Genomic DNA, 25,376 nt, shown 5'->3' on the forward strand with positions numbered 1-25,376 from the left:
TGTCATCATGTAGTACGCACCAAAAGAGAAAAAAGTTTCATTTTCCGCAAATATTTTTTGAAAAATGAGTTTTTTAACGTTTCTTTTGTGTATCTGTTTTATTTTCCCTTTTTGAATCAAAGAAGAACCGCAGCTTAGCTGCGGTTCTTTGCATAACCATCCGTATCTTCAATTGTGACATTTTCTGTTTCTTCTCCCTCAGGAATTCGATCGGTGATTATACCTCTTCAAAATATTCTTTATAGTAACCGCCGATTTTATTTGTATTATCGACGACAAACAGAAATTCCTCTGTTTCATTCTTCACTTCATATTCTTTCCCTGGAGTTAATACGCGATTTACAATGTATTTTTTTGCGTTTGTCTGAACACACTTTACTTTTTTAATGGTTTCTTTTTCAAGCCAATTTTTATGTATCATGATGAAATCTCCTTTACTTGTCTATAAGCCTATTGTAGCTTTTTTCTTTTATAAATTGCAATATCGGTTATTCATTGATTTTGCCTTGTTTTCTAGTATAGAATGTTTGTATACGCTTACTTCCACAGTAACGATCACAGCTAATTCCTGCTCTTCAATGAAGCAATATCCATTCTATCACCAAGAATCTCAGAACAGACCATAAAAATGACTGGAGGTTTGTTACGAATGAGTTCTTTAACGATGCAAGTGAGTAAAAGGCTGGAGACATTTTTACAGGGAACAAAGAAGCTTTATATTGATGGAAAGTTTGTTCCGAGTGCCTCAGGGGCAACCTTTGACACGCCCAACCCGGCGACAGGCGAAACCTTAATGACGCTGTACGAAGCCCAGGCAGAGGATGTGGACAAAGCCGTTAAAGCTGCCCGCAAAGCCTTTGATCAAGGCGAGTGGAGAACAATGTCTCCAGCAACGAGAAGCAGACTAATGTATAAGCTGGCAGATTTAATGGAAGAGCATAAAACTGAGCTTGCTCAGCTTGAAACCCTTGATAACGGAAAACCAATAAACGAAACAACAAATGGAGATATCCCGCTGGCTATTGAGCATATGCGCTATTACGCCGGCTGGTGTACAAAAATAACAGGGCAGACAATCCCTGTTTCCGGCTCCTATTTTAATTATACACGCCATGAGCCTGTCGGCGTCGTCGGGCAAATCATCCCGTGGAATTTCCCGCTTCTTATGGCGATGTGGAAAATGGGTGCGGCTCTTGCAACCGGCTGTACCATTGTGCTTAAGCCTGCTGAGCAAACCCCGCTTTCAGCTCTTTATTTGGCTGAGTTAATTGATAAAGCCGGTTTCCCCGACGGTGTCATCAATATCATTCCTGGATTCGGTGAGAATGCGGGAGAAGCACTTACCAACCATGAAGCGGTTGATAAAATTGCCTTTACCGGATCAACAGAAATCGGAAAGAAAATCATGGGCACGGCGGCAAAAAGCATTAAGCGGGTCACCCTGGAACTGGGCGGAAAATCACCTAATATCCTGCTCCCGGATGCGAATTTGAAAAAAGCCATTCCAGGCGCTTTAAACGGTGTCATGTTTAACCAAGGCCAAGTCTGCTGTGCGGGCTCACGCGTCTTTATTCATAAAGACCAGTATGATGAAGTTGTCAATGAGATGGTGTCTTATGCTGAATCACTCCGCCAAGGAGCCGGACTTCATAAAGATACCCAAATCGGCCCGCTCGTGAGCAAGGAGCAGCATGAACGTGTTCTTTCTTATATTCAAAAAGGGAAAGATGAAGGAGCTAAAGCTGTCACTGGCGGAAGCTGCCCTTATGAAGAAGGATACTTTGTCGCGCCGACTGTGTTTGCGAATGTGGAAGACGATATGACCATCGCTAAAGAAGAAATTTTCGGACCAGTCCTGACGGCCATACCATATGAAACAGTGGATGAAGTCATTGAACGAGCTAACCATTCTGAATACGGACTTGCTGCCGGACTATGGACCGAGAATGTAAAACAAGCCCATTATATCGCAGATCGTCTTCAAGCCGGGACTATCTGGGTAAACTGCTATAATGTGTTTGACGCAGCTTCCCCATTCGGCGGTTATAAACAATCCGGACTCGGAAGAGAAATGGGTTCATATGCTCTAGATAACTACACAGAAGTCAAGAGTGTATGGATTAATCTTGAGGACTAAAAGGTTTTTCAAAAAAACTGCTGCCAGTCAGCAGTTTTTTTCTTTCAGTAATGGCGGCAAAAGCAGATGAATATATATCTTCTGAAGGAGTTGAGCGGGATGAGCACACTTCAGGAGAAGGTGAGGCGCTATCAGCAAAACACCATTTCAGAGCTGAAAGATAGGCAAAATGATGACGGTTCTTGGACATTTTGCTTTGAAGGGCCAATCATGACGAATTCTTTTTTTATTCTGCTCCTCACCTCACTTGATGAAGGTGAAAATGAAAAAGAACTCATTTCGGCGCTTGCAGCCGGCATTCGCGAAAATCAGCAGCCAGACGGAACGTTTAACAATTTTCCTGACGAAACAGGCGGCAATATAACAGCTACCGTCCAAGGATATGTCGGAATGCTGGCTTCAGGATGCTACCATCGAACTGATCCGCACATGAAAAAAGCTGAACAATTCATTGCATCACATGGCGGCTTGAGAAATATTCATTTTATGACAAAATGGATGCTTGCAGCAAATGGCCTTTACCCTTGGCCCGCTTTATATTTGCCATTGTCGCTTTTAGCAATTCCCCCAACATTCCCGGTTCATTTTTATCAGTTCAGCACATATGCCCGTATACACTTTACCCCAATGGCCGTAACACTCAATCAGCGATTCACACTAAAAAACCGCAAAATTCAATCTCTCCGCCACCTCGACCCGCACATGACAAAAAATCCTTTGACTTGGCTCCGTTCCGATGCTTTCGAGGAGAGAGACCTCTCTTCTGTTCTGACTCATTGGAAGCGCATTTTTCGTGCACCCTTTGCTCTTCAGGAGCTGGGCTTACACACAGCTAAAACGTATATGCTTGACCGGATTGAAGAAGACGGCACACTGTACAGTTATGCAAGCGCCACAATATTTATGGTATACAGCCTTCTGTCACTTGGTGTGTCACGCCATTCACCGGTTATCCGAAGGGCAATAAATGGCATCAAAGCATTGGTGACTGAATGCGGCGGCATTCCTTATTTAGAAAATTCCACATCCACTGTTTGGGATACTGCATTAATCACCTATGCGCTTCAGCAAAACGGTGTTGCCGAAACAGATGGTACAATTACAAAAGCCGCTTCTTTTTTACAAAAGCGGCAGCATACCAAGATAGCAGATTGGTCTGTCAAAAATCCAAATGTATCTCCAGGAGGCTGGGGATTTTCAAATATCAACACGAATAACCCTGATTGTGACGACACCGCAGCCGTCTTAAAAGCAATTCCCCGCAACTTCTCTCCTTCTTCTTGGGAGCGAGGTGTGGCTTGGCTTTTATCGATGCAGAACAATGATGGAGGGTTTTCCGCCTTTGAAAAAAATGTGAACCACCCTCTTATCCGCCACCTCCCGCTTGAATCCGCCGAGGATGCGGCTGTTGATCCCTCAACCGCCGACCTCACCGGGCGTGTGCTGCACTTTTTAGGTGAAAAAGCCGGCTTTTCAGTAAAACATCACCACATTCAGCGTGCTGTGAACTGGCTTTTTGAAAACCAGGAACATAATGGATCTTGGTACGGACGATGGGGTGTTTGCTACATTTATGGCACATGGGCTGCCTTGACCGGTATGCACGCCTGCGGAGCTGTTCGAACACATCCTTCGATACAAAAGGCAATCCGGTGGCTCAAAACCGTACAAAATGATGACGGCAGCTGGGGTGAATCCTGCAAGAGCGCGGAGGTCAAAACCTATGTGCCGCTTAAAGAAGGAACCATTATACAAACTGCCTGGGCTTTAGATGCTTTATTGCAATTTGAAAAACCCAGTCATCCAGCAATTGTGAAAGGAATGAACTACCTCATGGACAGCAGTTCTCATGACGGTAGAAGCTTGACTTATCCAGTGGGAATCGGGCTGCCAAAGCAATTTTATATTCGGTACCATAGTTACCCTTATGTGTTCCCTTTGCTGGCTGTCAGCAAGTATTTGAATTCTATTGAAAAGGAGACAGCAAATGAAACGTGAATCTTATCAAACCGAGATGTTCAATTGGTGTGAAGCCTTAAAAGATCAGATTCAAAAACGAGGACAGCTTGATCAATTTGAGGATCAAATCGAAAAGATGATTGAAGCGCTGGAGGATGACCAGACGACAGAAGAAGAGTGGTATCAGCAGGCCACCACACTCTATCGTGATATTACACAATCAGAAGAAACAGGTGAAAGACGTGCCTTCGTTCCTATAGGAAAACATGTTCTCCCAAAGCTTCCGTACAAGTACTCCGCTTTAGAACCTTATATTTCTCGTGATATTATGGTGCTTCATCATACAAAGCATCATCAAAGCTATGTTGACGGACTGAATAAAGCAGAATTGGAGCTTAAGAATGCCAGAGCTTCAAAGAACTATGACTTGATCACTCATTGGGAAAGAGAGCTGGCATTTCATGGAGCGGGCCATTATTTGCACAGCATTTTTTGGTTTTCTATGCATCCAAACGGAAAAAGAAGGCCTACTGGAGCATTGTTTCAAATGATCGATCTTTCATTTGGAAGCTATTCGGCCTTTAAGGAGCATTTTACCCAAGCTGCAAAAAAAGTGGAGGGTGTCGGGTGGGCCATTCTTGTCTGGTCCCCTCGTTCCGGACGGCTTGAGATTTTAGCCGCAGAGAAGCACCAGCACTTCAGCCAGTGGGATGTTATCCCTCTTTTGCCGCTTGATGTATGGGAACATGCTTACTATTTGCAATATAAAAATGACCGCGGGAGCTACGTTGATCATTGGTGGAATGTAGTCGATTGGCGTGAAGCCGAAAAACGTTTTGAACAGGCAAAAGAAGTTGTATGGAAACTCTATTAAAAAAGCCCCCTTTTCCAGGGGGCTTCATTTTTTAAAAAACACCTAATACATGTAAAAATACAATAATGATTGCAACAGGTGAAAGATAACGTATTAGCAGAAGCCAAACCGCAAACCACTTTCGCTTGAGGTTTGAGCCGCTTTTCAGCTCGTTAAACAAATCCTCTTTCGGTATTTTTAACGGTACAAAGATAGAAATCAATAACGCTCCTAGCGGCATTAAAATATTACTGACCAGAAAATCAGCTGCGTCAAAAATAGACATGTGAAAAATGGTAACATCACTTAAAACCCCGTATGATAACGCAGACGGTACGCCGACCAGAAAGATAGCAATCCCGCCGATCCAGGCAAATCGTTTTCTTTTACTAACATCGCCTTTAGAAAGCACAGCGACCAAAATTTCAAGCATTGAAAAGGCAGAGGTCAGTGCCGCAAATAAAAATAGAATTAAAAATGCTAATAAAAAGACAATTCCGAACGGCATTTGATTAAACACAGTCGGCAGCACATTAAATAACAGAACAGGCCCTTGATCCGGTTTGAGACCGAATGAAAAAACAGCTGGAAAGATCGCGATGCCCGCCATAATGGCGACAAGGACATTCAAAACCGTAACAGATACAGCAGACTGCACTAGATTTTCTTGTTTCTCTAGATAAGCACTATACGTTACCATTACAGATACACCGACACTTAATAAGAAGAAGGACTGGCCCATCGCATATAATATCGTATTGGCGTCAATCGCAGAGATATCAGGTGTCAGGAAAAACTTAATACCTTCTATCGCTCCATGAAGTGTAACTGAACGCACCATTAAAATGATAAATAATATAAAAAGCGCCGGCATTAAAATTTGGCTTGCTTTTTCAATTCCGCTGCTTACACCTTTTGCGACAACCAGAATTGTGACCAGCATAAACAGCAGCTGGCCTCCTACAGCCAAATAAGGATTTGAAATAGTATTCGCAAACAGCGTATCAAATCCTGACGTATGCGATAAACCGCCGGTAAAGCCTTTAAAAATGTAATTTAAAATCCATCCGCCGACGACGCTGTAGAATGATAACAGAATAAAGCACGTCGCCATGCCCAAATAGCCTATCCAATGCCACTTAGACCCTGGAGCAAGAGATTTATAGGATTGGACGGCATCTTGCTGTGTTTTTCTGCCTATGATGAATTCACCGAGCAATAATGGCAGTCCGATTAAAATTGTAAATAAAATAAAAATAAATAAAAACGCGCCTCCTCCGCTGGTGCCTGCTACATATGGGAATTTCCATATTGCACCGAGACCGATAGCCGATCCAGCCGCAGCTAAAATAAAGCCCAGCTTCGAAGACCATTGATTAGCTTCCTTCACCCTATCACTCCTATTTTCCAAAACAGTTTAAAGGTTCATTGTAAGAATATCTACCTATATAGTCAAGAATATTTTAATTAGTTTACATAATATATTTATCATCTACCTCCATAGATATATCAGAATATAGTCAATCTATCAATATTGAATTATTCAGAAAATTAATTATAATAGGGGAATACCAAAAAATCTGTAAGGATTTCTGCTGGAGTTCTTGATCAGTGTATGAGGAGTGTTTTTATGGAAAACATCAGAAAGATAAGTCATTTCGCGGGACAAACCTTCGGAATCTGGGTCATTGTTTTTGCCGTGCTCGGATTTTCTTTCCCGTCATTATTTTCTTGGATCAGTTCTTATATTACGATTTTTCTTGGCATTATTATGTTTGGAATGGGGCTCACACTGCAAACCGATGATTTTAAAGAGCTGATCAGAAAACCTTTGTATGTCATTATCGGAGTGATTGCCCAATATACGATTATGCCGCTTGTTGCTTTCGGCTTAGCATATGGCCTGCATCTTCCCTCAGAAATCGCGGTAGGCGTCATTCTCGTTGGCTGCTGTCCGGGTGGAACTGCCTCTAATGTTATGACATTTTTAGCAAAAGGCAATACGGCCCTGTCTGTTGCTGTCACAACGATTTCCACCTTGTTGGCACCGATTTTAACGCCGGTTTTGATTATGCTGTTTGCCAAGGAATGGCTGCCTGTCTCACCTGGCTCGTTATTTATTTCGATTTTGCAGGCTGTATTGATTCCAATCATTGCAGGCCTAGTCGTCAAAATATTTTTCAAAAAACAGGTCGCAAAAGCCGTTCATGCCCTGCCGCTTGTTTCAGTCATCGGTATCGTTGCCATTGTGTCAGCTGTTGTAAGCGGCAACCGGGAAAACCTGCTTCAATCAGGTTTGCTTATTTTTTCAGTAGTTATCCTGCACAACGTGTTTGGATATTTACTGGGATTTCTTTGTGCAAAGCTGTTAAAAATGGATTATGCGTCTCAAAAAGCAATTGCAATTGAAGTCGGCATGCAAAACTCAGGGCTTGGCGCAGCACTTGCCACGGCACATTTTTCACCGCTATCTGCCGTTCCGAGCGCGATTTTCAGTGTATGGCACAACCTTTCGGGCTCCCTGCTCGCTACATATTGGTCTAAAAAAGGTAAGAATCCAAAAGAAGATTCAAACAGCACAGAACTGTCTCTTTAACATTCTATTGTATATAAAAAGGTACATCACGTTTATCCGTGATGTACCTTTTTTGTTTTATCCCTCTAACAAAAGCTGTTCAGGATCTTCTAGTAAGTTTTTAATTGTGACAAGGAATCCAACTGCTTCTTTACCATCTACGATCCGGTGATCATAAGATAATGCAATATACATCATCGGACGGTTTTCGAAACGCTCTTCATCAATTGCGACAGGGCGCAGCTGAATCTTATGCATACCCAGGATACCAACTTGAGGGCTGTTTAAAATCGGTGTCGACATGAGTGAACCGAAAGTCCCTCCGTTTGTAATTGTAAATGAGCCTCCTTGCAGCTCACCAAGGGTCAATTTATTGCTTCTCGCTTTTTTCGCAAGCTCGCCGATTTCTTTTTCAATGCCTGCAAATGTCAGGCGGTCTGCATCACGTACAACTGGAACGACAAGTCCTTCCTCAGCTGCGACAGCGATTCCGATATCATAGAATTTTTTAACAATCAGCTCATCGCCTTGAATTTCTGCATTCAAGAGCGGATATTTTTTCAAAGCAGCTACAACAGCTTTTGTAAAGAAAGACATAAAGCCGAGCTTCACTTCATTTTGCTCAAAGAATTGGTCTTTGCGGCGTTTTCTAAGATTCATAACAGCCGTCATGTCAACTTCATTAAATGTAGTCAGCATCGCAGATGTTTGCTGTACTTCAACTAGACGTTTTGCGATTGTCTGTCTGCGGCGTGACATTTTTTGCACTTCAACAGGCTTTTCAAAGCTTTGCTGTGTTTTTTGAGCCTGCGGCTGCTGTTTTTGCTGAGGAGCTGGTTTCGCAGCCGGTTTTTCATACGCCTCAACATCCTGTTTGCGCACTCTTCCAAGCGGGTCGCCAGTCGGAACCTGAGACAGGTCAATCCCTTTCTCTCTCGCCAGCTTACGTGCAGAAGGAGATGCGATTGTTCTTGATTTTGCTTCAGTTTGCGCTTCCTGGCTCACTTCTTGCGCCGCTGGTTCAGCTTGCTTTTCTTCTTTTTCACTTTCTTTGCTTTCAGCCTTCTCTGAAGGAGCAGGGGCAGAACTTTCACCCGCGCCTTCTGTAATGGTACCGATAATTTCTCCAACTTGGACGGTATCACCCGAATCTTTCAATACCTCTTGAAGAACACCCGATTCTTCTGCTGTCAATTCAACATTTACTTTATCCGTTTCAAGTTCAAGCAGATATTCACCCTGTTCTACATAATCACCGGGCTGCTTTAACCATTGGGCTATTGTTCCTTCTGAGATTGATTCTGCTAATTCAGGTACCTTAATTTCCGCCATTTTTTCATTTCCCCCTTAGTTTTTGCGAGTCAAGCTATCAGATACAATACGTTCCTGTTCTTTTTTATGAACTGTCGGATCTCCCTCTGCAGGACTTGATCGTCTTCTTCGTCCAATATATTGAACGCTTACTCCTTCTGGTGCAAGTTCTGTCAAATAAGGGCTGATGTAGCTCCAAGCCCCCATGTTCTGCGGCTCTTCCTGAACCCAAACGATTTCTTTTAGGTTCGGAAGCTTTGCAAATAATTCTTTGACTCCTTTTGCAGGGAATGGATACAGCTGTTCAATTCTCGCAATGTGAAGCCACTCTTTCCCGTCTTCTAACTTGTTGAAATGATCGCTGATGTCTATAGATACTTTACCGCTGGATAATACGAGCCGCGTTACTTTTTCATACTCATGAGAAAGTCCTGACTGTTCGTAAACAGGCTGGAAGCGGCTTTCACTGAGCTCCTGCACTTCAGAAACGGTATTCGGATTGCGCAGAAGGCTCTTCGGCGTCATGATGACGAGCGGACGAATTTCCTCACGCAGCAGCATTTTTGCCTGTCTTCTTAATATATGAAAATATTGAGCGGCGCTTGTCAGGTTGGCAACCGTCCAGTTGTTCTCAGCAGCTAGCTGCAGGAACCGCTCGATTCTACCGCTTGAATGCTCAGGGCCCTGTCCCTCATAACCGTGCGGCAGCAACATCACTAATCCGGATTTTTGGCCCCATTTTGCTCGTCCGGCAGAAATAAATTGGTCAAAGTACACTTGAGCAGCATTGGCAAAATCCCCATACTGCGCTTCCCAAAGGACAAGTGTTTCAGGTGAATACACATTATAGCCGTATTCAAAACCGAGTACAGATCCTTCAGACAGCGGGCTGTTATGAACGGCAAATGATGTGTCACAATCTGACAAATGGTGCAGCGCCACAAATTCCTTGCCTGTCTCACTGTCGTGAAGCACAAGGTTTCTTTGAGCAAACGTTCCGCGCTCAGAATCCTGTCCTGTTAATCGAATCGGTGTTCCGTCTTTCAGAATGGAAGCAAACGCGAGAGATTCAGCCAATGACCATTCCACTTTTCTGTCATCATCAAACGCCTTGGCCCGTCTTTCCAAAATGCGTTTTAGCTTACCGAATACATTAAACGACTCCGGCCAATTGACCAGTTCTCCATTCAGCTTGCGGAGCACATCAAAATCAATAGATGTATCTACATCCGGAAAGCCGTTTGAAACAGGTTCCGGAAGTTCTATTTCACTGGCGATATGTTCCTTTTTAGCCGGCACTTTTTGATAAGCGTCTTCTATGCGTTTCGTTACTGACTTTTCAATGTTTTGAACAACTTCCTCGGTAAGCACCCCTTCTTTAACGAGCTTTTCCGCGAAAATATGTTTGACAGTCGGATGCTTTCTTACAGCGTCATACAGCATCGGCTGAGTAGTTGACGGCTCATCCATTTCGTTGTGTCCATAGCGTCTGTACCCGATCAAGTCAATCAGAAAGTCCTTGTTGAATGTTTTTCGGTATTCTACCGCAAACTTAACAGCTGAAAGACAGGCTTCAGGATCGTCCGCATTTACGTGAACAATCGGAATTTCATAGCCCTTCGCCAGGTCACTGGCATAGTTTGTTGATCTTGATTCAGCGCTTTCTGTTGTGAATCCGATCATGTTATTGGCGATAATATGAATCGCACCGCCGACTTGATACCCTTTTAAAGAGCTTAAATTCAATGTTTCAGCTACAATTCCTTCCCCCGGGAACGCAGCGTCTCCATGAATTAAAATCGCAAGTGATTTTGTTTCATCCTGAACCGGATATCCGCTTTGTGTTCTAGTTTCCTGCGCCGCTCTTGTGCTGCCTTCAACAATCGGATTGATAAATTCCAAGTGGCTCGGGTTATTCGCCAGCGTAATGCGCGCTGACTTCGTTTCAGCGTCATGAAGCTCACGGTTCGCTCCCAGATGATATTTGACATCCCCCGTCCATCCGTAGCTGATGCCGATTGATCCTTCAGACGGGACAAGATCTTTGTTCGGCGCGTGCTGGAATTCTGAGAATATGATTTCATACGGTTTGCCCAGCACATGTGCCAGCACATTCAGGCGGCCCCTGTGCGCCATACCGATGTTGACGCTCGTTGTACCTGATTTGACAGATTGTGCAATAATGTCATCAAGCACTGGAACGAGAGCGTCCAGACCCTCAATTGAAAAACGCTTCTGCCCGACGAAGGTCCGGTGTAAAAATTGCTCGAATCCCTCTACTTCCATCAGTCTCTCCAGCACAGCTGACAGCTTTTCGGCTGAGTTCTTTTGGAACAATTCACCGGATTCAATCTTTTGAGTCAGCCACTCACGCTCTTTAAAGTCGTGTACATGATCAAATTCAAATGAGATGGTTCTTTTATACGTATTTCGTAAATATTGAATGGCTTCTAAACCGTTCGTAATGTTTGTAGGAGCGTCTTTACAAATGACCGACGCAGGTATTTCTTTTATTTCCTCTTCTGTTAGCCCGTAATCGGATAATGGAAAGAGCTCGCTCTTTTTCCCATCCTTTCTGAGCGGATTGACGGAAGCGTTCAAATGGCCATAGGTTCGTATATCTTCTGCAAGTCTGATTGCTGATGCGATCTTTTGTATCAGATCGGCTGTAACACGTCCCTTTTCTTTTGTTCCCGATGCCTCTTTTATATCGCTTGGAGGAGCTCCGAGTTCGTCGAACATTTCCTTCAGATCCGGATCAATGCTGTTCGGATCCTGAGTGTACTGATCGTAAAGCTCCAGCGCATAGCCGAGGTTCGGACCGTAAAAATCTTCCCAATTCATTCGTTGTTTCATATTATTTTGAAACATTTGAATATTACCCCCAACCTAGATAATCAAGTGATTTATTCACTATCTTAAAATAACTTTCGAACGCTGTGTCCAAAATTATGTAATAAAAACGCTTCCAACGATATTTTACCACTGTTTGCAATTTGATTCTACCTTGATTGTTCACAAAATAGTAAAAAACCTTTATAAAAAACAAAAAATTTAATCATTTAAAAAAAGAAACGCCAAAAAGCATAGAATAAAGGGTTATCCTATGCTTTTATGGAGCAGTTTTTTAAGAAGCGGATACAGTACATCCGGAAGCTGATCGACATCCGGGACAAATATACTGAACTTTCCGTACATATCCTGTATCGTTTTCATTTGTGATTCTTCAATTTCCGTGTTTGAGAGAAAAACATTTATGACTTCTATTCCTCTTTTTCGAGCTTCGATAACTGCTTCACTTGTATCGACAATTCCATTTTGCTCATAACCAAATGCGGCCGGCTCTCCGTCAGAGAACACGATTAAGAATTTTTGCGCCTCGCTCCGCTGCAGCATTTTTTTCGTCATTTGCCTGATCGCATAGCCGTCACGGTTGTCTTCCTCAGGTTCAAGCTGCATAATCGCCGGTCCCGCCGCCTGTCTTAAGGATGACTGAAATGGAATTACCGTATTAAAATAGTTCGGCTGACTCGTTTCGGTCGCATCGTTTGTATCCTCCCAGAAACCGACAATTTGATGCGGGACTGCTACCGACTTCAGGGCTTCGTGAAACAACACGATTCCCCTCTTCGTTTCATCCATTTTGTCGAACATGCTGGCTGAACAGTCGACCAGCAATGTGAAAACAGCGTCAATTTCTGAAGAAGGCTCTTGTTTTTTGTAAAAAAGACGCGGATTCCGCTCCGTAAAATAACGGAGAAGCTTGTTGTTCAGACGGCCCGCGTGAAGGTCAGTCCTTGGCAGCGTTTTTTTGTGTTCAAGCGTTTTTTGAATCATCTGTTTCAAACGCTTCTGATACGATTCGATCGATTTTGCCTGCTGTTTATAAGAAAGCTCTTCATCTTGTGTTGCAGGCTGCGGTTCTTTATAAATCGCAAACGCGAATTTATTTTCCTTTCCGTCGGCAAGACCCGCGCCGTTCGGCTGGTCTTTTTTGGACTCCAGCGCTTCCAGTTTGGAATAGTCTTTTCGTTTTGTCTGTCTGGCTGAACCTTGAACAGAGCCGAGGGCCTGGTCTCCATCGTCCCCTTCACGAGAAGCATCTTTTCCTAAATCGGATTTTGCGCCGTGTTCAATATCAAATTGAAGGAAGCTTTTAGACGGCGCTTCTGTTTCACGGTGCCAAGTCGGCATTTCTTCATCGTGAATATCTTCATCGCCGTCTGACTTTTTCGGAAGCGTTATGTCATCACTCAGCTTCGGCGCTTTTTTCTCTTCTTCAAATAACGGCTGCTCTGCAGCCTTTGCATAATCTAACTCAGGCAAAAAGAAGTAGGTATTCAGCATGTCTTTATCAAGCACCTCTTCAAGTCCGTCCATGATATCTTCGACAATTTTCAGAACGTGATGTGTAGAATCAGCTTCATACACACGCAAGAGCTGCTGTTCGATAAACGGACGCATCAGATCAATATCATCACGCATAGACGGGATGGCTTCCAGAGGCGATTCCGCCGTCAGCTTGACATACATGGCGCAAAAGAGCGCATCTGTAAAAATGCTTCGTTCTAAATTTAAAGTCAGCTGCGTGGAGAAATGTTTTCTGTACATGTCTTTTCGTTTTGCAAATACATGCTTTGTACCAGGACGCTCGTGTTTGATACACTCTTCAATTCTGATGTCCTCAAGCAGCATAAACAGCTGTTTGGCAAAGCTTTTGTACGTAAGATTGTGCTGGATATAATTCAAAAGGCTCGCAAACTCTTGCAGCGAGCTGTATTTTGTTCCGACTGATCGAAGGTAGACATCGCTTTTGAGACCTGCTTCCATATCTTCAGCTGCTCTGTCCTTCCAAAAGTGGCTCATGTAGATTTTTTTTTCAAATGGGTTGTAGTAGGACTGAACGCCATACTCCACTTCCACTGCCTCACTTTTGGTGAGCGTTTTGGCCAAATCGGTCAGCATCATAAATAAAAACGAGTCAATTGTGCTGTCATTAAATTTGATAAATTTCATCGCACATCCCTCATTCAAACAGAGTTTCTGCGATATTTCGGACCGCCGCCTTTTCACGGTCATCGTCAAGCTTCTCTACAATTCCGCGTTCGATGGCGCGTAGCGGCGGAATATAAGCGGCTAAATCACACGTATCAATTAAAGCTCTGATGGATGCCGCTTCTTCAGACACCTGCCCGTTATTGGCCTGAACGATCAGATCAGAAGACAGCGTGATAAACCGGTCAATCAATTTCTCATCATAAAGGGCAGACTGAGACATGAGTACTTGTTTCAGCAGCTCGCCTTTAATATAAGGCACATCAATGATGACAAAACGGTTTTTAAGCGCTTCATTCAGCGGAACGGTTCCAACATAGCCTTCATTGATGGCAGCAATGACTCCAAACCCTTCTTTTGCCCGAACGACTTCTCCTGTAAACGGATTTGTCATCATTTTTCTGTAGTCCAATACACCGTTTAAGATTGGCAGGGTTTCCGGTTTTGCCATATTAATTTCATCTATATAAAGAAAGTGGCCTTCATTCATGGCCGTTGTCACAGGTCCCGAGACAAACTCGATCGTCGCCTGGCCAGATTGATTTTCAATGGTTTTATAGCCGACCAGCGCTTCAGCATCCAAATCAACTGAGCAGTTGACACTGTGCATCGGTTTATGAAAATAGCTGGACAATGTTTCTGCCAGCTTAGTTTTACCTGAGCCTGTAGGTCCTTTTAACAGGATATTTTTCCCCATCGCTAATGCGATAATGGCATCGAATAAAATGGCTTCATCCTCCGCCTCATAGCCTGATGTCCCGATAAGCGATTGAAATTCTGGAGAAATCGGCTTGCTTTTATATGATAAAAGCTTATTTTGTATATCTTCCGGCAATGTTAAGTGCTGCAATTGAGATGTCATAGACAGGTTTCCTTTCCTATTCGTATTCCATTAACGAGTATACTAAAAAAGCCCCTGTATGCTCAATACAAAAGGGCTCCCGCTATATTACTGTTTCTCGTTATTGCCAGAAAGCGCTCCGCAGACAATTCGCGCTCCTGAATTTCCGCTCGGATTCGTCAAATAGTCGTCAGCCTGTTCATGAATAATAAACGCGCTGCCATCCTGGTCGAGAATATTCAATTTGCTTCCTTTTTGTAAAGAGGTTTCAGGCGCATTCATAATAACATCTACTTTCCCGTCTGCGCCGACCTCAAGATTCGGAAGATCTCCGGCATGATGTCCCATCGGATTATTGAAGCCGTGTTCTTTGTTCAGCGGATTAAAGGGTCCGCCCGCGGATTCAAAATCCGGCCTGACGCACGATCCTTTTTCATAAATATGAAACCCGAGTGAAGCCCCAGGTGTCAGGCTGTGTGCTGAGATGTGAAAATCGAGCCCTTCGTCTTCTGACTCTTTTATTTCAATAAACCCGACTTTTTTGCCTTCTCTATTGACCAGCTGAATCTGATGACGAAACGCTGAGGTTTCTATTACCTTTTTTTCCGGTACCCGCCGCGGATGATCGGGAGGTGTTTCCTGACTGCATCCCGCAAGACCCAGTGCCGCCAGCACGATAAGGAGCAAGAAACGATTCATGCTGTCTCCCCCTTGTTTTTTCTAACAGTCTGGTCAATCATATTCCGATATAAACTAAAAAAAGCCTTTTAAAAGGCTTTTACATTAGGGCAGCAGGACGTCTGCCCAAACGCCCCGTCTGTCTAATGTTGATGCTCAAAGTTTAAAAATAGCTTCGTGCTCCCAGGTAGCGCTGTTTCCAATACGAATTGCTGAGATTAGAAATGCCCACACCGTCGGAGCTTGCATGAATAAAATTGCCGCCGCCCAAGTAAATCCCCATGTGAGACGGTCCGGATTTATACGTCGTAAAGAAAACAAAGTCTCCGACTGACGGCTGGCTGACTTTTTGCATCACATTCCAGTACCCTGCCGTGCTCAGCCTTGAAATAGATGATACTTTATTAATGAGGTAATAAATATAGCCGCTGCAATCGAAACCGGAAGGCGTATTTCCGCCCCAGCGATATGGAACACCGACATATCTTTTTGCCTCTGTTATCATTCTGTCAATCTTTGTTCCAATTTGAACGTTTGATCCTGGTTTGTCTTTCGGGACTGTCTTATTGGAATTATTTGATTTAGTCGTTCCTGAAATCGTGAGAACCTGCCCGATTCGCAGAACATCACTAGACAAATTGTTCTTATCACGGATACTTTGCACAGTGACGCCCAGTTGATTCGCAATCTTCCATAACGAATCGCCTGATTTCACTTTGTATGTAGTTGTTTTTGAAGAATTTGAGTTTGACGGCTTTTTGGAACCGCTGCTCCCGCTATTGGATGAGCTGCTTTTTTTTATTTTTAATACTTGCTTAGGGTAAAGCGTATCTGATGTTAAGCCGTTTAAGGTTTTCAATTCGGCCACCGTCATATTTAAACTGTTTGCGATTTTCCACAGAGAATCACCAAGCTTTACAGTATATGTACTTTTTGATGAGCCTGCAGAATTTGAACCGTTGCTTTTTTTCTGCCCATTCGAACCATTTGAACTGCTTGTCCCTTTAATTTTCAGTTTTTGGCCGGGACGAATCAAATCACTGCTCAGGCTGTTTAAGCTTTTAAGCTCTGAAACACTCATTTTATGATTTTTGGCAATCATCCATAAGGAATCACCATATGCTACGGTGTATGTTGACGTTTTGCTTAAGTTTGATGAGGATGTTTTGCTTTTTTTGCTGCTTTCAGGAACTTTAAGGCTTTGGCCGACATAAAGCATTGACGATTTCAATTTGTTTTCGGATTTCAGTGCTGAAATACTCGTATGATACTGGCGCGAAAGTTTCCAAAGAGAGTCACCGCTTTTCACCTTTATCGTTTTTGCGTCCGCGGGTGCTGCTGCTATCGATGACCCAACAACTGCGGAAACAGCCAAGCCGGCTACGATCTTCTTTTTCATTCATTTAACCTCCTAAACTTTTTATGAGACAAACAGAAATAATTAGTATTCTGTTTCCAAAAATGGCACACATACGTTTTATCGTCACTTTTTTAGCGTTATAAACAAATTTTTATAGATCCGGCAGCAAATTCAGCTTCGTTCGAGCTTAAAACTCTAGATAAACACCTAATACTTTACATAATTTGTATAGGTTTATCGAAAGTCTAAGGAACTATTTAAGCGGGGGTAAAATGATTGGTTTATGCTGATGAAAGAAGCAGATTTTCCTCCTTTCCTGTCTGTTTTTCTTTCAATTCTCTATCAAAGTGTCAAATCCCTTCTTCTGACTGCAACTCTGCCCAGCTTTCCGAAACAGTTAAAAGCCTGTCCATTTCAAATGAACAGGCTGTATACACTATACGTTAGCTGATTGAGTATTGTGTTTAACATATTCAAGAATGCTGTCGGCAGCTTTTTCAGCACCGCCTGCTGCTTTCAGTGACTGACCAATTGCTTTTGCTTTCTCAGCATAAACAGGATTGCTGATCACTTCTTGAATGGTTTCTTTCAGAAGGTTTTCAGACAGCTGTTCTTTTTTCAGCACTTTCCCCGCACCTACTTGTTCCACCTGTTTTCCGACAGCAAATTGATCAGCTCCCATCGGAATGACAATGAGCGGTGTTTCAAAATATAACCCTTCGCTTGTGCTGTTCATTCCGCCGTGGGTGACAAACAAACTGGCTCTTTTCAGGATTTCAAGCTGCGGCACATACGGGCGGACAATAAAATTGTGAGGAATATCGTTTAACTCACTTTGTTTAACATGTTTCCCAATGGACAGCACAACTTTTCCGTCAAAGTCTTTGCACACCTCGAGACATTGGTTGAAAAACTCTTTTTGATTATTAAAAATGGTTCCCATAGAAATAAAAAGCACGTTTTCATTGTCAATCTCATCGAATGGAAAGTCATTGCTTTTGGCTCTTTTTGCAATTGAAGGACCAACAAAAACATAATGTTCTCCGAATTGCTCAGCCATTGGCTGAAATTCTCTTGACGTAAAGACAATCGTCAAATCTCCATCGGACGAAAAAACGTCAAAAGGCTTGGTAATCCCCGCTTGAAACTCGGCATTTAAGGTTTCTGCGAGCTGCTGATAGGATTCGTAATAAGGTGAGTCTTCAAATGGTCTGCTGTTGAAGGTGTCCATCATTTCCTTTAAAAAATCCTCATTCATTGCAAAGGTCGTACATAATGAAAATCTCGGCAGCTTCAGCAGATTGGCAATGATTTTACCGGCCAGGAAATGGTGATCATATATGACATAATCATATGATTCGTTTTTCACTTCATTATAAATATGGATGGCGATGTCCTTACACCCTTTCAAAAAGGCGCATATCATTTCGGCAAAATCTCTTTCCTCATTACCAGTTGCGTTTTTTCCGAAATATTCTTCTCTAAAATCGTTATATTCACGAAATTCAATATCAAGCGCGGTGATTTTTTCTTCATATTCCTTTACTGCATAGTAAGTAATGTTTTCTCCTCGTGATTTCAGCTCCTTCATTACACCGATAGACGGATTAATATGGCCCTCTCCCGGAAAACCGATCATTAATACATTAGCCATGCGGCACACCCTCCCATTAAAATTTATGTAATATTTTATACAGTACTATAAATACAAAATCAGGTAAAGTATTTAACTTTATTAATATTAACCCAATATAACTTTTATACTAGGTTACATTTCCTGACTTTCTATTTTCAAGAAAAAAAGCATTCAGTATGGCATGAATGCTTTTAAAAAAGAGTTCTATTCCAGTCATTTTGTCTCATGAGACGAAAGCTGTTCAGGTCCTTTTGTTTATTTTTATGTTCTCGGTGAGATGAGCGGATATAACACACCGTCCTTCGCAAACGACATCTTGCCTGTTTCCTCAGAAACAACCAGCACAAGCGCATCTGTATATCCAGACATCCCCAAAGCCGCCCGGTGCCTGGTTCCCAGATGAATATCCACTTCTTGTGTCGTCAGCGGGAGAACGTTTCCGGCTGAGACGAGTGTATGATCCCTCACTAATAAAGCGCCGTCATGAAGAGGGTTTCCCGGGAAAAAGATGCTTTCAATTAATGAAGCACTGATTTCTGCATGAAGCGATGTTCCTTTTTGAATAAATTTGTCAACCGGGTCTGCCCTTTCAATGACAATTAACGCGCCATGCTTATTTTCCGATAAATTTTTAATCGCCTTGGCCAGTTCCACAAATGACGGTGTAAATTGTTCAATGTATGATTGCAAATAAAAGGATGAGGCAATGCCGTGCATATTCTGAAAAATACGTCCCAAGTCATCCAATTCACAAAGGAGGCATTGATCTTTTTCGTGTAACGTTTTCAAAATAAGAGAAGCATCCCCTAATATCTGTTCTAAATGCGATTGTATCTTTGCCGTGAATACACTTTCTGTCATCTGTTCGTAATGCATGGGCCTTCATCTCCTTTTCATATTTTCAACTTTGCACGCATGCTTATCTTATTGATGTACATTCTATTGGTAAAGGAGGTATGTAAAGAATGGAAATGGAAAGAATCATTCAATATATCTGCACCTTTTTAGGCGTTATTTCGCTTTCTTTTATTTATGCCCAAATGTTTAGAAAAACGAAGCCGACAAAAAAAGAATAGGCCAGGCGTTCATTGCTTTTTATACATAAAATGTTATAATTTCTCTCGTTATGATAAAGAAACGGGGATCAATGTATGAAAGAAACCAAAAACGCCGGACAAAAGATAAAACAGCTTTTGCACATTTTAATTCCGATTTTAATTACGCAGGCGGGGCTTTCTCTCATGACCTTTTTAGATACGGTGATGTCAGGGAAAGTCAGCGCCGCCGATTTAGCCGGTGTGGCCATTGGATCAAGTCTTTGGACGCCTGTCTATACTGGACTGGCAGGTATATTAATGGCTGTCACCCCGATTGTCGCACAACTATTAGGTGCTGATAACACCAAACAAATTCCCTTTACTGTCTTACAGGCTGTATATGTGGCCGCGCTTCTAAGCATTGCCGTTTTAGCGGTTGGATATGGAATAGTTGATCCTGTTCTGTCCCGATTGAACCTTGAGGCTCACGTATATGACATTGCTAAGCACTTTTTAGGGTTTTTATCTTTGGGGATTTTTCCTTTATTTGTTTACACCGTTTTGAGATCGTTCATTGACTCATTAGGAAAAACACGAGTGACCATGATGATTACACTATGTTCACTGCCGATTAATTTTGTGTTAAACTACGTATTTATTTTCGGAAAATTCGGCATGCCTGCCCTTGGCGGAGTCGGCGCCGGAATTGCATCAGCGCTTACGTATTGGTGCATCTGTATCATCAGTTTTATCATCATTCATAAAGCAGCGCCGTTTTCTGAATATGGCATTTTCCTTATCATGTATAAGTTCTCTTGGGAAGCGTGCAAAAATATGCTGAAAATCGGACTGCCCATCGGGTTTGCCGTGTTTTTTGAAACGAGTATCTTCGCGGCTGTCACTTTGCTGATGAGCCATTTCAATACAGTGACCATCGCGTCCCATCAGGCCGCCATGAACTTTGCGTCACTTTTATATATGCTGCCGCTCAGCGTGTCCATGGCTTTAACGATAGTTGTCGGGTTTGAGGCCGGAGCAGCTCGTTTTAAAGACGCTCGCTCTTACAGCTTTATCGGCATCATGATGGCAGTAGGCTTTTCTTTGTTAACAGCTGCCTGTATCCTTTTATTCAGAGAGCAAATCGCAGGTATGTACACCTCTGATCCGGATGTCCTCCGGCTAACGCAGCACTTTTTAATTTACGCGCTGTTTTTTCAGCTTTCCGATGCTGTGGCAGCACCTATTCAGGGCGCCCTCAGAGGATATAAAGATGTCAATTATACACTTGCAGCCGCTTTTATTTCTTATTGGGTTATCGGCCTTCCTGTCGGTTATGCGGTCGGCACGTTTACAGGACTTGGCGCGTTCGGTTATTGGATCGGGTTAATTGCAGGGCTAGCGGCAGGAGCAGTCGGGCTGTTTTTCAGGCTGGTTAAACTGCAGAAGCGTTATTTATTGAAACAGGAATTTTAAAAGAGGTGATATGACATGGCACAAAATCAGAAATTATATGAGTATCTGTCTCAGCATGCAGAAGAAATAAGTTCTACATGGTATGAAACAATCGAAGAAACTGATCCGAATTCAATCTATGCATCAACAGACCCGGCCGTCATTAAAAATTTAAAGAGCCAGAATCTTGCTTTCAATTATAAGATCAGCCGTATCTTTATAGATGAAGAAGAGGTATACTTGCCCATTCTAAAAGCCTGGGCATTTGAAGTCACCCAGGATCAAGAGCATTTAAAAACGCCTATCCACTATATTATCCGTGAGTTTGTCAGAGTGAGAGACTTGTATATTTCCTATGTGAAGGACTTTGTTCATATCAATCAGGATATCGTGAAAAGCGAAGAAGCCGAGGATTTGTATCACACCCTTATTAAGGCGTTTGATCTTGTGATTCATATTTTTATAGAAGAAATGTACAAAAACACAAGCCTTCAGCTTCAAGCCCAAAAGGATATGATCACTGAATTGAGCGCCCCGGTGATCGTGCTGTTCCACAGTGTAGGACTGCTTCCGTTAATCGGTGATATTGATACCGTCCGCGCTAAATTGATCATGGAAAATACATTGAATCAATGTGCGAAAAAAAAGGTGACGCAGCTTTACATTGACTTGTCCGGAGTAGCGGTAATTGATACCATGGTTGCCCACCAGCTGTTCAGTCTGATTGAGGCGCTGCGTTTGATCGGCGTTTCATCCACATTGTCGGGGATCCGCCCGGAAATTGCGCAAACCGCGGTTCAGCTCGGTTTGTCTTTTGAGGACATCTCACTGAGATCTACTCTTGCATCAGCGATTGCATCTGACTTGAAATTAAAAAAGGTATAAGGTCCCCTCAAGGGCCTTATACCTTCTTTTTTTTAATCATTCCATTGATATGTCCAATACACTTCTTCTTCAAACCATGTTGCCATAACAGGTTCATTGTTTTTCAGTTTTTCCTCAAGCTCTCGGAGCATACCTTCCGTCTGGGTGCGATGAGCTCTTAACGCGTTCATTTTAATATCTGCCACTTCTTTGATATCAAGTACGACGTCTGCTTCGCCAAGCACCTCTTCCCTATTGCGTGTAATAGCCATGCATAGTGTGCGCGGACGGTCTTCTTTCTTTTTGCGGTACAATGCGCGGATGACCGCTTCCCCGCATGCATCATGGTCAGGATGCACGCCATGTCCCGGATAAAATGTGACAATTAAGCTTGGTTTTACATCATCTATGATTTCTTCCATGATATCAGCTAAATATTCATCGTCTTCAAACTCAAGCGTTTTATCCCGAAGTCCGAGCATTCGCAAGTCATTAATATCCATTTCTTTGCAGGCGTTGATAAGCTCTTGTTTTCTTAATAATGGCAAGGTTTCCCGATTAGCGAAAAATGGATCACCCATATTTCTGCCCATTTCGCCTAACGTAGCGCAAGCATATGTAACGGGCACATCTTTTTTTCTGTTTAAAGCAATCAGACCCGCCACACCGTATGATTCGTCATCAGGGTGAGGCAGGATTACAAGCACGTGTTCTTTCATTATTTTTTCACCCTTTTCTTTAAACTGTGAACGGTTTTTCACTGATTTGAAGTGAAATAGCCAGTTTCCCGCCCGGCAAGTGTCCTGCCATTAATAAGCGGTTTTCTTCATCTACTGTGTACTCAGTCAGGCCTTCAGCATAAATCCAGCCCTCTTCTGTTTTTAAGCCGACCCGGTAAGGCCCGCTCCCTTTGATTTTAGCTTGATGATAGGTTACCTTCGCATTGCGTATATAAGCAACAACCGTCATGTTTTTTTCATTTAAATGTGCCGAGTAAGAACCGGTTGTGGTTTCTAAATGGATATATACAGGGCGGTCCGCATATCGTTCTAAAGATGCTTGCACATCTTCTTTTATGATTGCTTTCATAATTGCTCCCCTCTTTCTTCTTTTAGATACTGTACGCGTTCTGTATGTAATTTGACCAGTTGATATTTGACAGCCGGTTCCAGCTGTGAATTCACAATGCGCTGTATAGCGGCATAATATTTTTCCAGCATAGGTTTACGGAGTCTCGGATGTGTTCTCTTATCCAAAAGCTCAAGATCAATTGCCTCTGTAATCGCTTCTGCATCTTCGTTTGAGAAAGAGCGGCTGTTCCATAGCGAGGCGTATGCTTTTACTATTTCTATATCATTGTCCATCGTCCTGCTCCTTTATGTCTTACATACATGAAATGATTATACATAATATATACTCAAACTGAAAAGCCAAAGGCTCAATGACTTTTTGATGCTCGTTTCCATTTCACTTGTGAAAACGTAAACAAGACTAATGCAGCCCATATACAGGCAAAGGTAAATGCCTTCGAGCTTGAAAATGGCTCATGGTAAATGAACAGCCCGATCAGCAAGGTGATGGTCGGTGCAATATATTGTAATATACCAACTTGATACAGCGGCAGCCGTTTCGCCCCTTCAGCAAACAATAAGAGCGGCAGCGCGGTAAACACACCGGCAAAAAAGAGAAGCACCCATGCCCCGCCGCTTTCTGCACCCGCAGGCTGAATATGGCCGCTAAGCAGCAAATACCCCAATGCAATCGGCATAATCATGAATGTCTCGAGTGTTAAACCGATAGCGCTTGAAAGACTTGTTCTTTTTTTGGTAAATCCGTATAAGCCAAAGCTGAATGCAAGCAACAGCGCGATGTACGGAATGGAGCCGTATTGAAACGCAGAAATAATAACGCCGGCTGCCGCTATCGAAACTGCAACCAATTGAAGGCGATTCAGCTTTTCCTTTAAAAACAAAATGCCGAGAAGAACTGACACAAGCGGATTGATGTAGTAGCCAAGACTTGCTTCTAGCAGAAATCCATGATTGACAGCCCATATGTATACAAACCAGTTAACCGAAATGAGAATTGAAGCGAGAAATAAAGATAGTATGCCTCCGTTCTTTTTTAAAGACCGCAGCTCATGCCACCCCGTTTTCCATTGACGCAAGAAAAAAAGCACGATACACATAAAAACAAAAGACCAAATGATACGGTGAGCTAAAATATCAAGTGCCGGCAGCTGTTCAAGAAGCTTCCAATAAAGCGGAAACAGCCCCCACATCGTAAAGGAAACGGCTGTGTAAAGAACGCCTTTTTTTGTTTCTGAATGATGCATATTTTGTCCCTGCCTTTCTTTAGAGCATCTTATATTATATCACGTGAAAGATCGAGCAGGCATATACTATTTTGTCCGTGAAGAAAGGTGTGATGAAGATGTTTGAGTGGAACAAGTACTTTCCTTTCCAAAATCAATTTTCCAAGGAAGCATTAAAAAAGGCCGATCCAAAAGAGGTTGAGCATTATGTAAACAGTGTAATGGAAAGTGTGTTCGGAAGTGATTACGCGGCTCAATTTCCATTTCGCGATCCTCTCCCGACTAAAGAAAAAACACAGCGCACCGAACCTGATATAGATATATTCGAAACAGCAGACCATGTGTTTGTAAAGGTTTCAGTAAATGAAAGCCAGCTGGAACAGCTCAAAATTAAACATACATCTCATACATTACTGATTGAACATTTCCCGGGTTTGTCCCATCCTAAAAAAGTAAATCTTCCCTGTCTTGTCAAGCGGAAAGGAACGAAAGCCGTATATAAAGACAGCCATCTAGAAGTCATGTTTCATAAACAGCAGGACTACAATATGTCCGAGGTAGAAATTATGCGATAAAAAACGGCCTGCACAGAAGCAGGCCGTTTTTGCTAATAAAAACCGGGATAACCTCCGCCATACGGTCCTCCGGGGCCGTATGGCGCACCTCCGTAACCGTAAGGAACAGGCGGATACGCATAGGGACGCGGATAATTAAAAAGAGCACTCCCAAGAAAACCGCCTAATAAACCGCCGACTAAAGGAGCGCCAAACAAAAAAGGGTTTCGTTCCGGGTATCCGGCCGGACCTGGGTTCCCGCGATAATACGAGTGTTGAGGGTACATGATTATTTCCTCCTTTATGTCTGCCTATATGTAAGGTATTCATCCAGGAAGAAAAACGATTGGGCTATTGTTATATTGATTTTTACTGATAAAACATTATTACAAAAATAGTCCGGCCAATAAAACACAGCCCAGTCCTGTACTGAGAGGACCGTTGTGAGCAGCCTCCATGTTTGAAACGTTTCCTTCATGCTCAAGCCGTCAGAAATAACAAAATAAAAACCCCGGCAGCAATGATAAAAATCGGCATGGCTAACCTCCATTTTCATGTTGTTTTTGACAATTCTCCGGATGTTTGTTAGAAAATGTTTTCATTTTTAACGAAATAGGATCTTCGTGGTGATATAATTATCATCTTTTGATCAACTATTATTTCATGCTAATCTCCTAATCAATTGCTGCCAAGAATATTTATGATTTCATAGGCTGTCAGACAACAACATAGTTATATATTGATCAATTA

Annotated in this window: 22 protein-coding genes and 1 pseudogene; 7 read left to right on the forward strand and 16 right to left on the reverse strand. The window is 42.7% G+C overall.

Annotated features, from left to right (window positions below):
• Positions 1-217: 217 nt before the first annotated feature.
• A complete protein-coding gene (locus MTN95_RS16105) occupies positions 218-421 on the reverse strand; it encodes a DUF6501 family protein (RefSeq protein ID WP_024121722.1) in 204 nt (67 codons plus the stop codon).
• A 228-nt stretch (positions 422-649) separates the two neighbouring features.
• On the opposite strand from MTN95_RS16105, the gene dhaS reads away from it, so the two are divergent.
• The 3 genes from dhaS to MTN95_RS16120 all read left to right on the forward strand — a co-directional run bounded on the left by dhaS (position 650) and on the right by MTN95_RS16120 (position 4,970).
• Complete coding sequence (gene dhaS, locus MTN95_RS16110) at positions 650-2,137, forward strand: aldehyde dehydrogenase DhaS (protein WP_105955029.1); 1,488 nt, start codon at positions 650-652, stop codon at positions 2,135-2,137.
• Positions 2,138-2,236: 99 nt separating this feature from the next.
• Complete coding sequence (locus tag MTN95_RS16115) at positions 2,237-4,135, forward strand: terpene cyclase/mutase family protein (RefSeq protein ID WP_248338975.1); 1,899 nt, start codon at positions 2,237-2,239, stop codon at positions 4,133-4,135.
• A complete protein-coding gene (locus MTN95_RS16120; protein ID WP_248338977.1) occupies positions 4,125-4,970 on the forward strand; it encodes a superoxide dismutase in 846 nt (281 codons plus the stop codon). The genes MTN95_RS16115 and MTN95_RS16120 overlap by 11 nt, the downstream gene beginning before the upstream one ends.
• A gap of 31 nt (positions 4,971-5,001) precedes the next feature.
• On the opposite strand, the gene MTN95_RS16125 is transcribed toward MTN95_RS16120, so the two are convergent.
• The gene (locus MTN95_RS16125; protein ID WP_095713102.1) at positions 5,002-6,339 is read right to left on the reverse strand and encodes a sodium-dependent transporter; all 1,338 of its coding nucleotides are present in this window, start codon (positions 6,337-6,339) and stop codon (positions 5,002-5,004) included.
• 240 nt (positions 6,340-6,579) lie between these two features.
• On the opposite strand from MTN95_RS16125, the gene MTN95_RS16130 reads away from it, so the two are divergent.
• Entirely contained in the window at positions 6,580-7,545 is a 966-nt protein-coding gene (locus MTN95_RS16130) for a bile acid:sodium symporter family transporter (RefSeq protein ID WP_248338979.1), read from the forward strand.
• Between the two features lie 57 nt (positions 7,546-7,602).
• On the opposite strand, the gene odhB is transcribed toward MTN95_RS16130, so the two are convergent.
• The 8 genes from odhB to cdaS form a co-directional block, all read right to left on the reverse strand.
• Positions 7,603-8,856 (reverse strand): 2-oxoglutarate dehydrogenase complex dihydrolipoyllysine-residue succinyltransferase, encoded by a 1,254-nt coding sequence (gene odhB / locus MTN95_RS16135; protein ID WP_059293272.1) that lies wholly within the window; start codon positions 8,854-8,856, stop codon positions 7,603-7,605.
• A 15-nt stretch (positions 8,857-8,871) separates the two neighbouring features.
• Entirely contained in the window at positions 8,872-11,706 is a 2,835-nt protein-coding gene (sucA, locus tag MTN95_RS16140) for a 2-oxoglutarate dehydrogenase E1 component (protein ID WP_105955025.1), read from the reverse strand.
• A 228-nt stretch (positions 11,707-11,934) separates the two neighbouring features.
• Positions 11,935-13,851: a vWA domain-containing protein gene (locus MTN95_RS16145; protein WP_202853923.1), complete on the reverse strand. Its 1,917-nt coding sequence runs from the start codon at positions 13,849-13,851 to the stop codon at positions 11,935-11,937.
• Positions 13,852-13,861: 10 nt separating this feature from the next.
• Positions 13,862-14,752 (reverse strand): AAA family ATPase, encoded by an 891-nt coding sequence (locus MTN95_RS16150; RefSeq protein ID WP_202853922.1) that lies wholly within the window; start codon positions 14,750-14,752, stop codon positions 13,862-13,864.
• An 87-nt stretch (positions 14,753-14,839) separates the two neighbouring features.
• Entirely contained in the window at positions 14,840-15,430 is a 591-nt protein-coding gene (locus MTN95_RS16155) for a superoxide dismutase family protein (protein ID WP_024121733.1), read from the reverse strand.
• Between the two features lie 142 nt (positions 15,431-15,572).
• The gene (locus MTN95_RS16160; RefSeq protein WP_105992060.1) at positions 15,573-16,808 is read right to left on the reverse strand and encodes a C40 family peptidase; all 1,236 of its coding nucleotides are present in this window, start codon (positions 16,806-16,808) and stop codon (positions 15,573-15,575) included.
• Between the two features lie 397 nt (positions 16,809-17,205).
• A complete protein-coding gene (locus MTN95_RS16165) occupies positions 17,206-18,423 on the reverse strand; it encodes a macrolide family glycosyltransferase (protein ID WP_248338982.1) in 1,218 nt (405 codons plus the stop codon).
• Between the two features lie 243 nt (positions 18,424-18,666).
• Positions 18,667-19,281: a sporulation-specific diadenylate cyclase CdaS gene (gene cdaS, locus MTN95_RS16170; protein WP_105992058.1), complete on the reverse strand. Its 615-nt coding sequence runs from the start codon at positions 19,279-19,281 to the stop codon at positions 18,667-18,669.
• 275 nt (positions 19,282-19,556) lie between these two features.
• Between cdaS and MTN95_RS16175 the strand changes: the two genes are divergently transcribed.
• Positions 19,557-20,915, forward strand: a complete 1,359-nt coding sequence (locus tag MTN95_RS16175) for an MATE family efflux transporter (protein ID WP_248338985.1) — start codon at positions 19,557-19,559, stop codon at positions 20,913-20,915.
• Between the two features lie 15 nt (positions 20,916-20,930).
• Positions 20,931-21,779, forward strand: coding sequence for an RsbT co-antagonist RsbRC (rsbRC, locus tag MTN95_RS16180; protein ID WP_248338986.1), 849 nt, complete (start codon positions 20,931-20,933; stop codon positions 21,777-21,779).
• 32 nt (positions 21,780-21,811) lie between these two features.
• Here rsbRC and bshB2 read toward each other — a convergent pair whose 3' ends face one another.
• The 4 genes from bshB2 to rarD all read right to left on the reverse strand — a co-directional run bounded on the left by bshB2 (position 21,812) and on the right by rarD (position 24,093).
• Positions 21,812-22,477 carry a bacillithiol biosynthesis deacetylase BshB2 gene (gene bshB2 / locus MTN95_RS16185; protein ID WP_024121739.1) on the reverse strand — a complete coding sequence of 222 codons (666 nt, stop codon included), beginning with the start codon at positions 22,475-22,477 and terminating at the stop codon, positions 21,812-21,814.
• Positions 22,478-22,496: 19 nt separating this feature from the next.
• Positions 22,497-22,847 (reverse strand): YojF family protein, encoded by a 351-nt coding sequence (locus MTN95_RS16190; RefSeq protein WP_010334594.1) that lies wholly within the window; start codon positions 22,845-22,847, stop codon positions 22,497-22,499.
• Positions 22,844-23,122 carry a hypothetical protein gene (locus MTN95_RS16195; protein WP_105955017.1) on the reverse strand — a complete coding sequence of 93 codons (279 nt, stop codon included), beginning with the start codon at positions 23,120-23,122 and terminating at the stop codon, positions 22,844-22,846. Before MTN95_RS16195 ends, MTN95_RS16190 begins: the two co-directional genes overlap by 4 nt.
• Before the next feature lie 74 nt (positions 23,123-23,196).
• On the reverse strand, positions 23,197-24,093 hold the full coding sequence (gene rarD, locus MTN95_RS16200; RefSeq protein WP_024121741.1) for an EamA family transporter RarD: 897 nt from the start codon (positions 24,091-24,093) through the stop codon (positions 23,197-23,199).
• A gap of 98 nt (positions 24,094-24,191) precedes the next feature.
• On the opposite strand from rarD, the gene MTN95_RS16205 reads away from it, so the two are divergent.
• Complete coding sequence (locus MTN95_RS16205; protein WP_105955016.1) at positions 24,192-24,647, forward strand: Hsp20/alpha crystallin family protein; 456 nt, start codon at positions 24,192-24,194, stop codon at positions 24,645-24,647.
• 32 nt (positions 24,648-24,679) lie between these two features.
• On the opposite strand, the gene MTN95_RS16210 is transcribed toward MTN95_RS16205, so the two are convergent.
• Entirely contained in the window at positions 24,680-24,913 is a 234-nt protein-coding gene (locus MTN95_RS16210) for a hypothetical protein (RefSeq protein WP_044155524.1), read from the reverse strand.
• 99 nt (positions 24,914-25,012) lie between these two features.
• Positions 25,013-25,113 (reverse strand): annotated as a pseudogene (locus MTN95_RS16215) (transporter); the annotation flags it as partial.
• Positions 25,114-25,376 lie beyond the last annotated feature (263 nt).

This window comes from Bacillus sp. 2CMS4F, assembly GCF_023161785.1.
Lineage (GTDB): Bacteria > Bacillota > Bacilli > Bacillales > Bacillaceae > Bacillus > Bacillus halotolerans.

Excerpts from the sequence above, each read along its gene's own strand:
- MTN95_RS16105 (WP_024121722.1), bottom strand. The coding sequence starts at position 421 with ATGATACATAAAAATTGGCTTGAAAAAGAAACCATTAAAAAAGTAAAG.
- dhaS (WP_105955029.1), top strand. The coding sequence starts at position 650 with ATGAGTTCTTTAACGATGCAAGTGAGTAAAAGGCTGGAGACATTTTTA.
- MTN95_RS16115 (WP_248338975.1), top strand. The coding sequence starts at position 2,237 with ATGAGCACACTTCAGGAGAAGGTGAGGCGCTATCAGCAAAACACCATT.
- MTN95_RS16120 (WP_248338977.1), top strand. The coding sequence starts at position 4,125 with ATGAAACGTGAATCTTATCAAACCGAGATGTTCAATTGGTGTGAAGCC.
- MTN95_RS16130 (WP_248338979.1), top strand. The coding sequence starts at position 6,580 with ATGGAAAACATCAGAAAGATAAGTCATTTCGCGGGACAAACCTTCGGA.
- odhB (WP_059293272.1), bottom strand. The coding sequence starts at position 8,856 with ATGGCGGAAATTAAGGTACCTGAATTAGCAGAATCAATCTCAGAAGGA.
- sucA (WP_105955025.1), bottom strand. The coding sequence starts at position 11,706 with ATGTTTCAAAATAATATGAAACAACGAATGAATTGGGAAGATTTTTAC.
- MTN95_RS16145 (WP_202853923.1), bottom strand. The coding sequence starts at position 13,851 with ATGAAATTTATCAAATTTAATGACAGCACAATTGACTCGTTTTTATTT.
- MTN95_RS16150 (WP_202853922.1), bottom strand. The coding sequence starts at position 14,752 with ATGACATCTCAATTGCAGCACTTAACATTGCCGGAAGATATACAAAAT.
- MTN95_RS16155 (WP_024121733.1), bottom strand. The coding sequence starts at position 15,430 with ATGAATCGTTTCTTGCTCCTTATCGTGCTGGCGGCACTGGGTCTTGCG.
- MTN95_RS16160 (WP_105992060.1), bottom strand. The coding sequence starts at position 16,808 with ATGAAAAAGAAGATCGTAGCCGGCTTGGCTGTTTCCGCAGTTGTTGGG.
- MTN95_RS16165 (WP_248338982.1), bottom strand. The coding sequence starts at position 18,423 with ATGGCTAATGTATTAATGATCGGTTTTCCGGGAGAGGGCCATATTAAT.
- cdaS (WP_105992058.1), bottom strand. The coding sequence starts at position 19,281 with ATGCATTACGAACAGATGACAGAAAGTGTATTCACGGCAAAGATACAA.
- MTN95_RS16175 (WP_248338985.1), top strand. The coding sequence starts at position 19,557 with ATGAAAGAAACCAAAAACGCCGGACAAAAGATAAAACAGCTTTTGCAC.
- rsbRC (WP_248338986.1), top strand. The coding sequence starts at position 20,931 with ATGGCACAAAATCAGAAATTATATGAGTATCTGTCTCAGCATGCAGAA.
- bshB2 (WP_024121739.1), bottom strand. The coding sequence starts at position 22,477 with ATGAAAGAACACGTGCTTGTAATCCTGCCTCACCCTGATGACGAATCA.
- MTN95_RS16190 (WP_010334594.1), bottom strand. The coding sequence starts at position 22,847 with ATGAAAGCAATCATAAAAGAAGATGTGCAAGCATCTTTAGAACGATAT.
- MTN95_RS16195 (WP_105955017.1), bottom strand. The coding sequence starts at position 23,122 with ATGGACAATGATATAGAAATAGTAAAAGCATACGCCTCGCTATGGAAC.
- rarD (WP_024121741.1), bottom strand. The coding sequence starts at position 24,093 with ATGCATCATTCAGAAACAAAAAAAGGCGTTCTTTACACAGCCGTTTCC.
- MTN95_RS16205 (WP_105955016.1), top strand. The coding sequence starts at position 24,192 with ATGTTTGAGTGGAACAAGTACTTTCCTTTCCAAAATCAATTTTCCAAG.
- MTN95_RS16210 (WP_044155524.1), bottom strand. The coding sequence starts at position 24,913 with ATGTACCCTCAACACTCGTATTATCGCGGGAACCCAGGTCCGGCCGGA.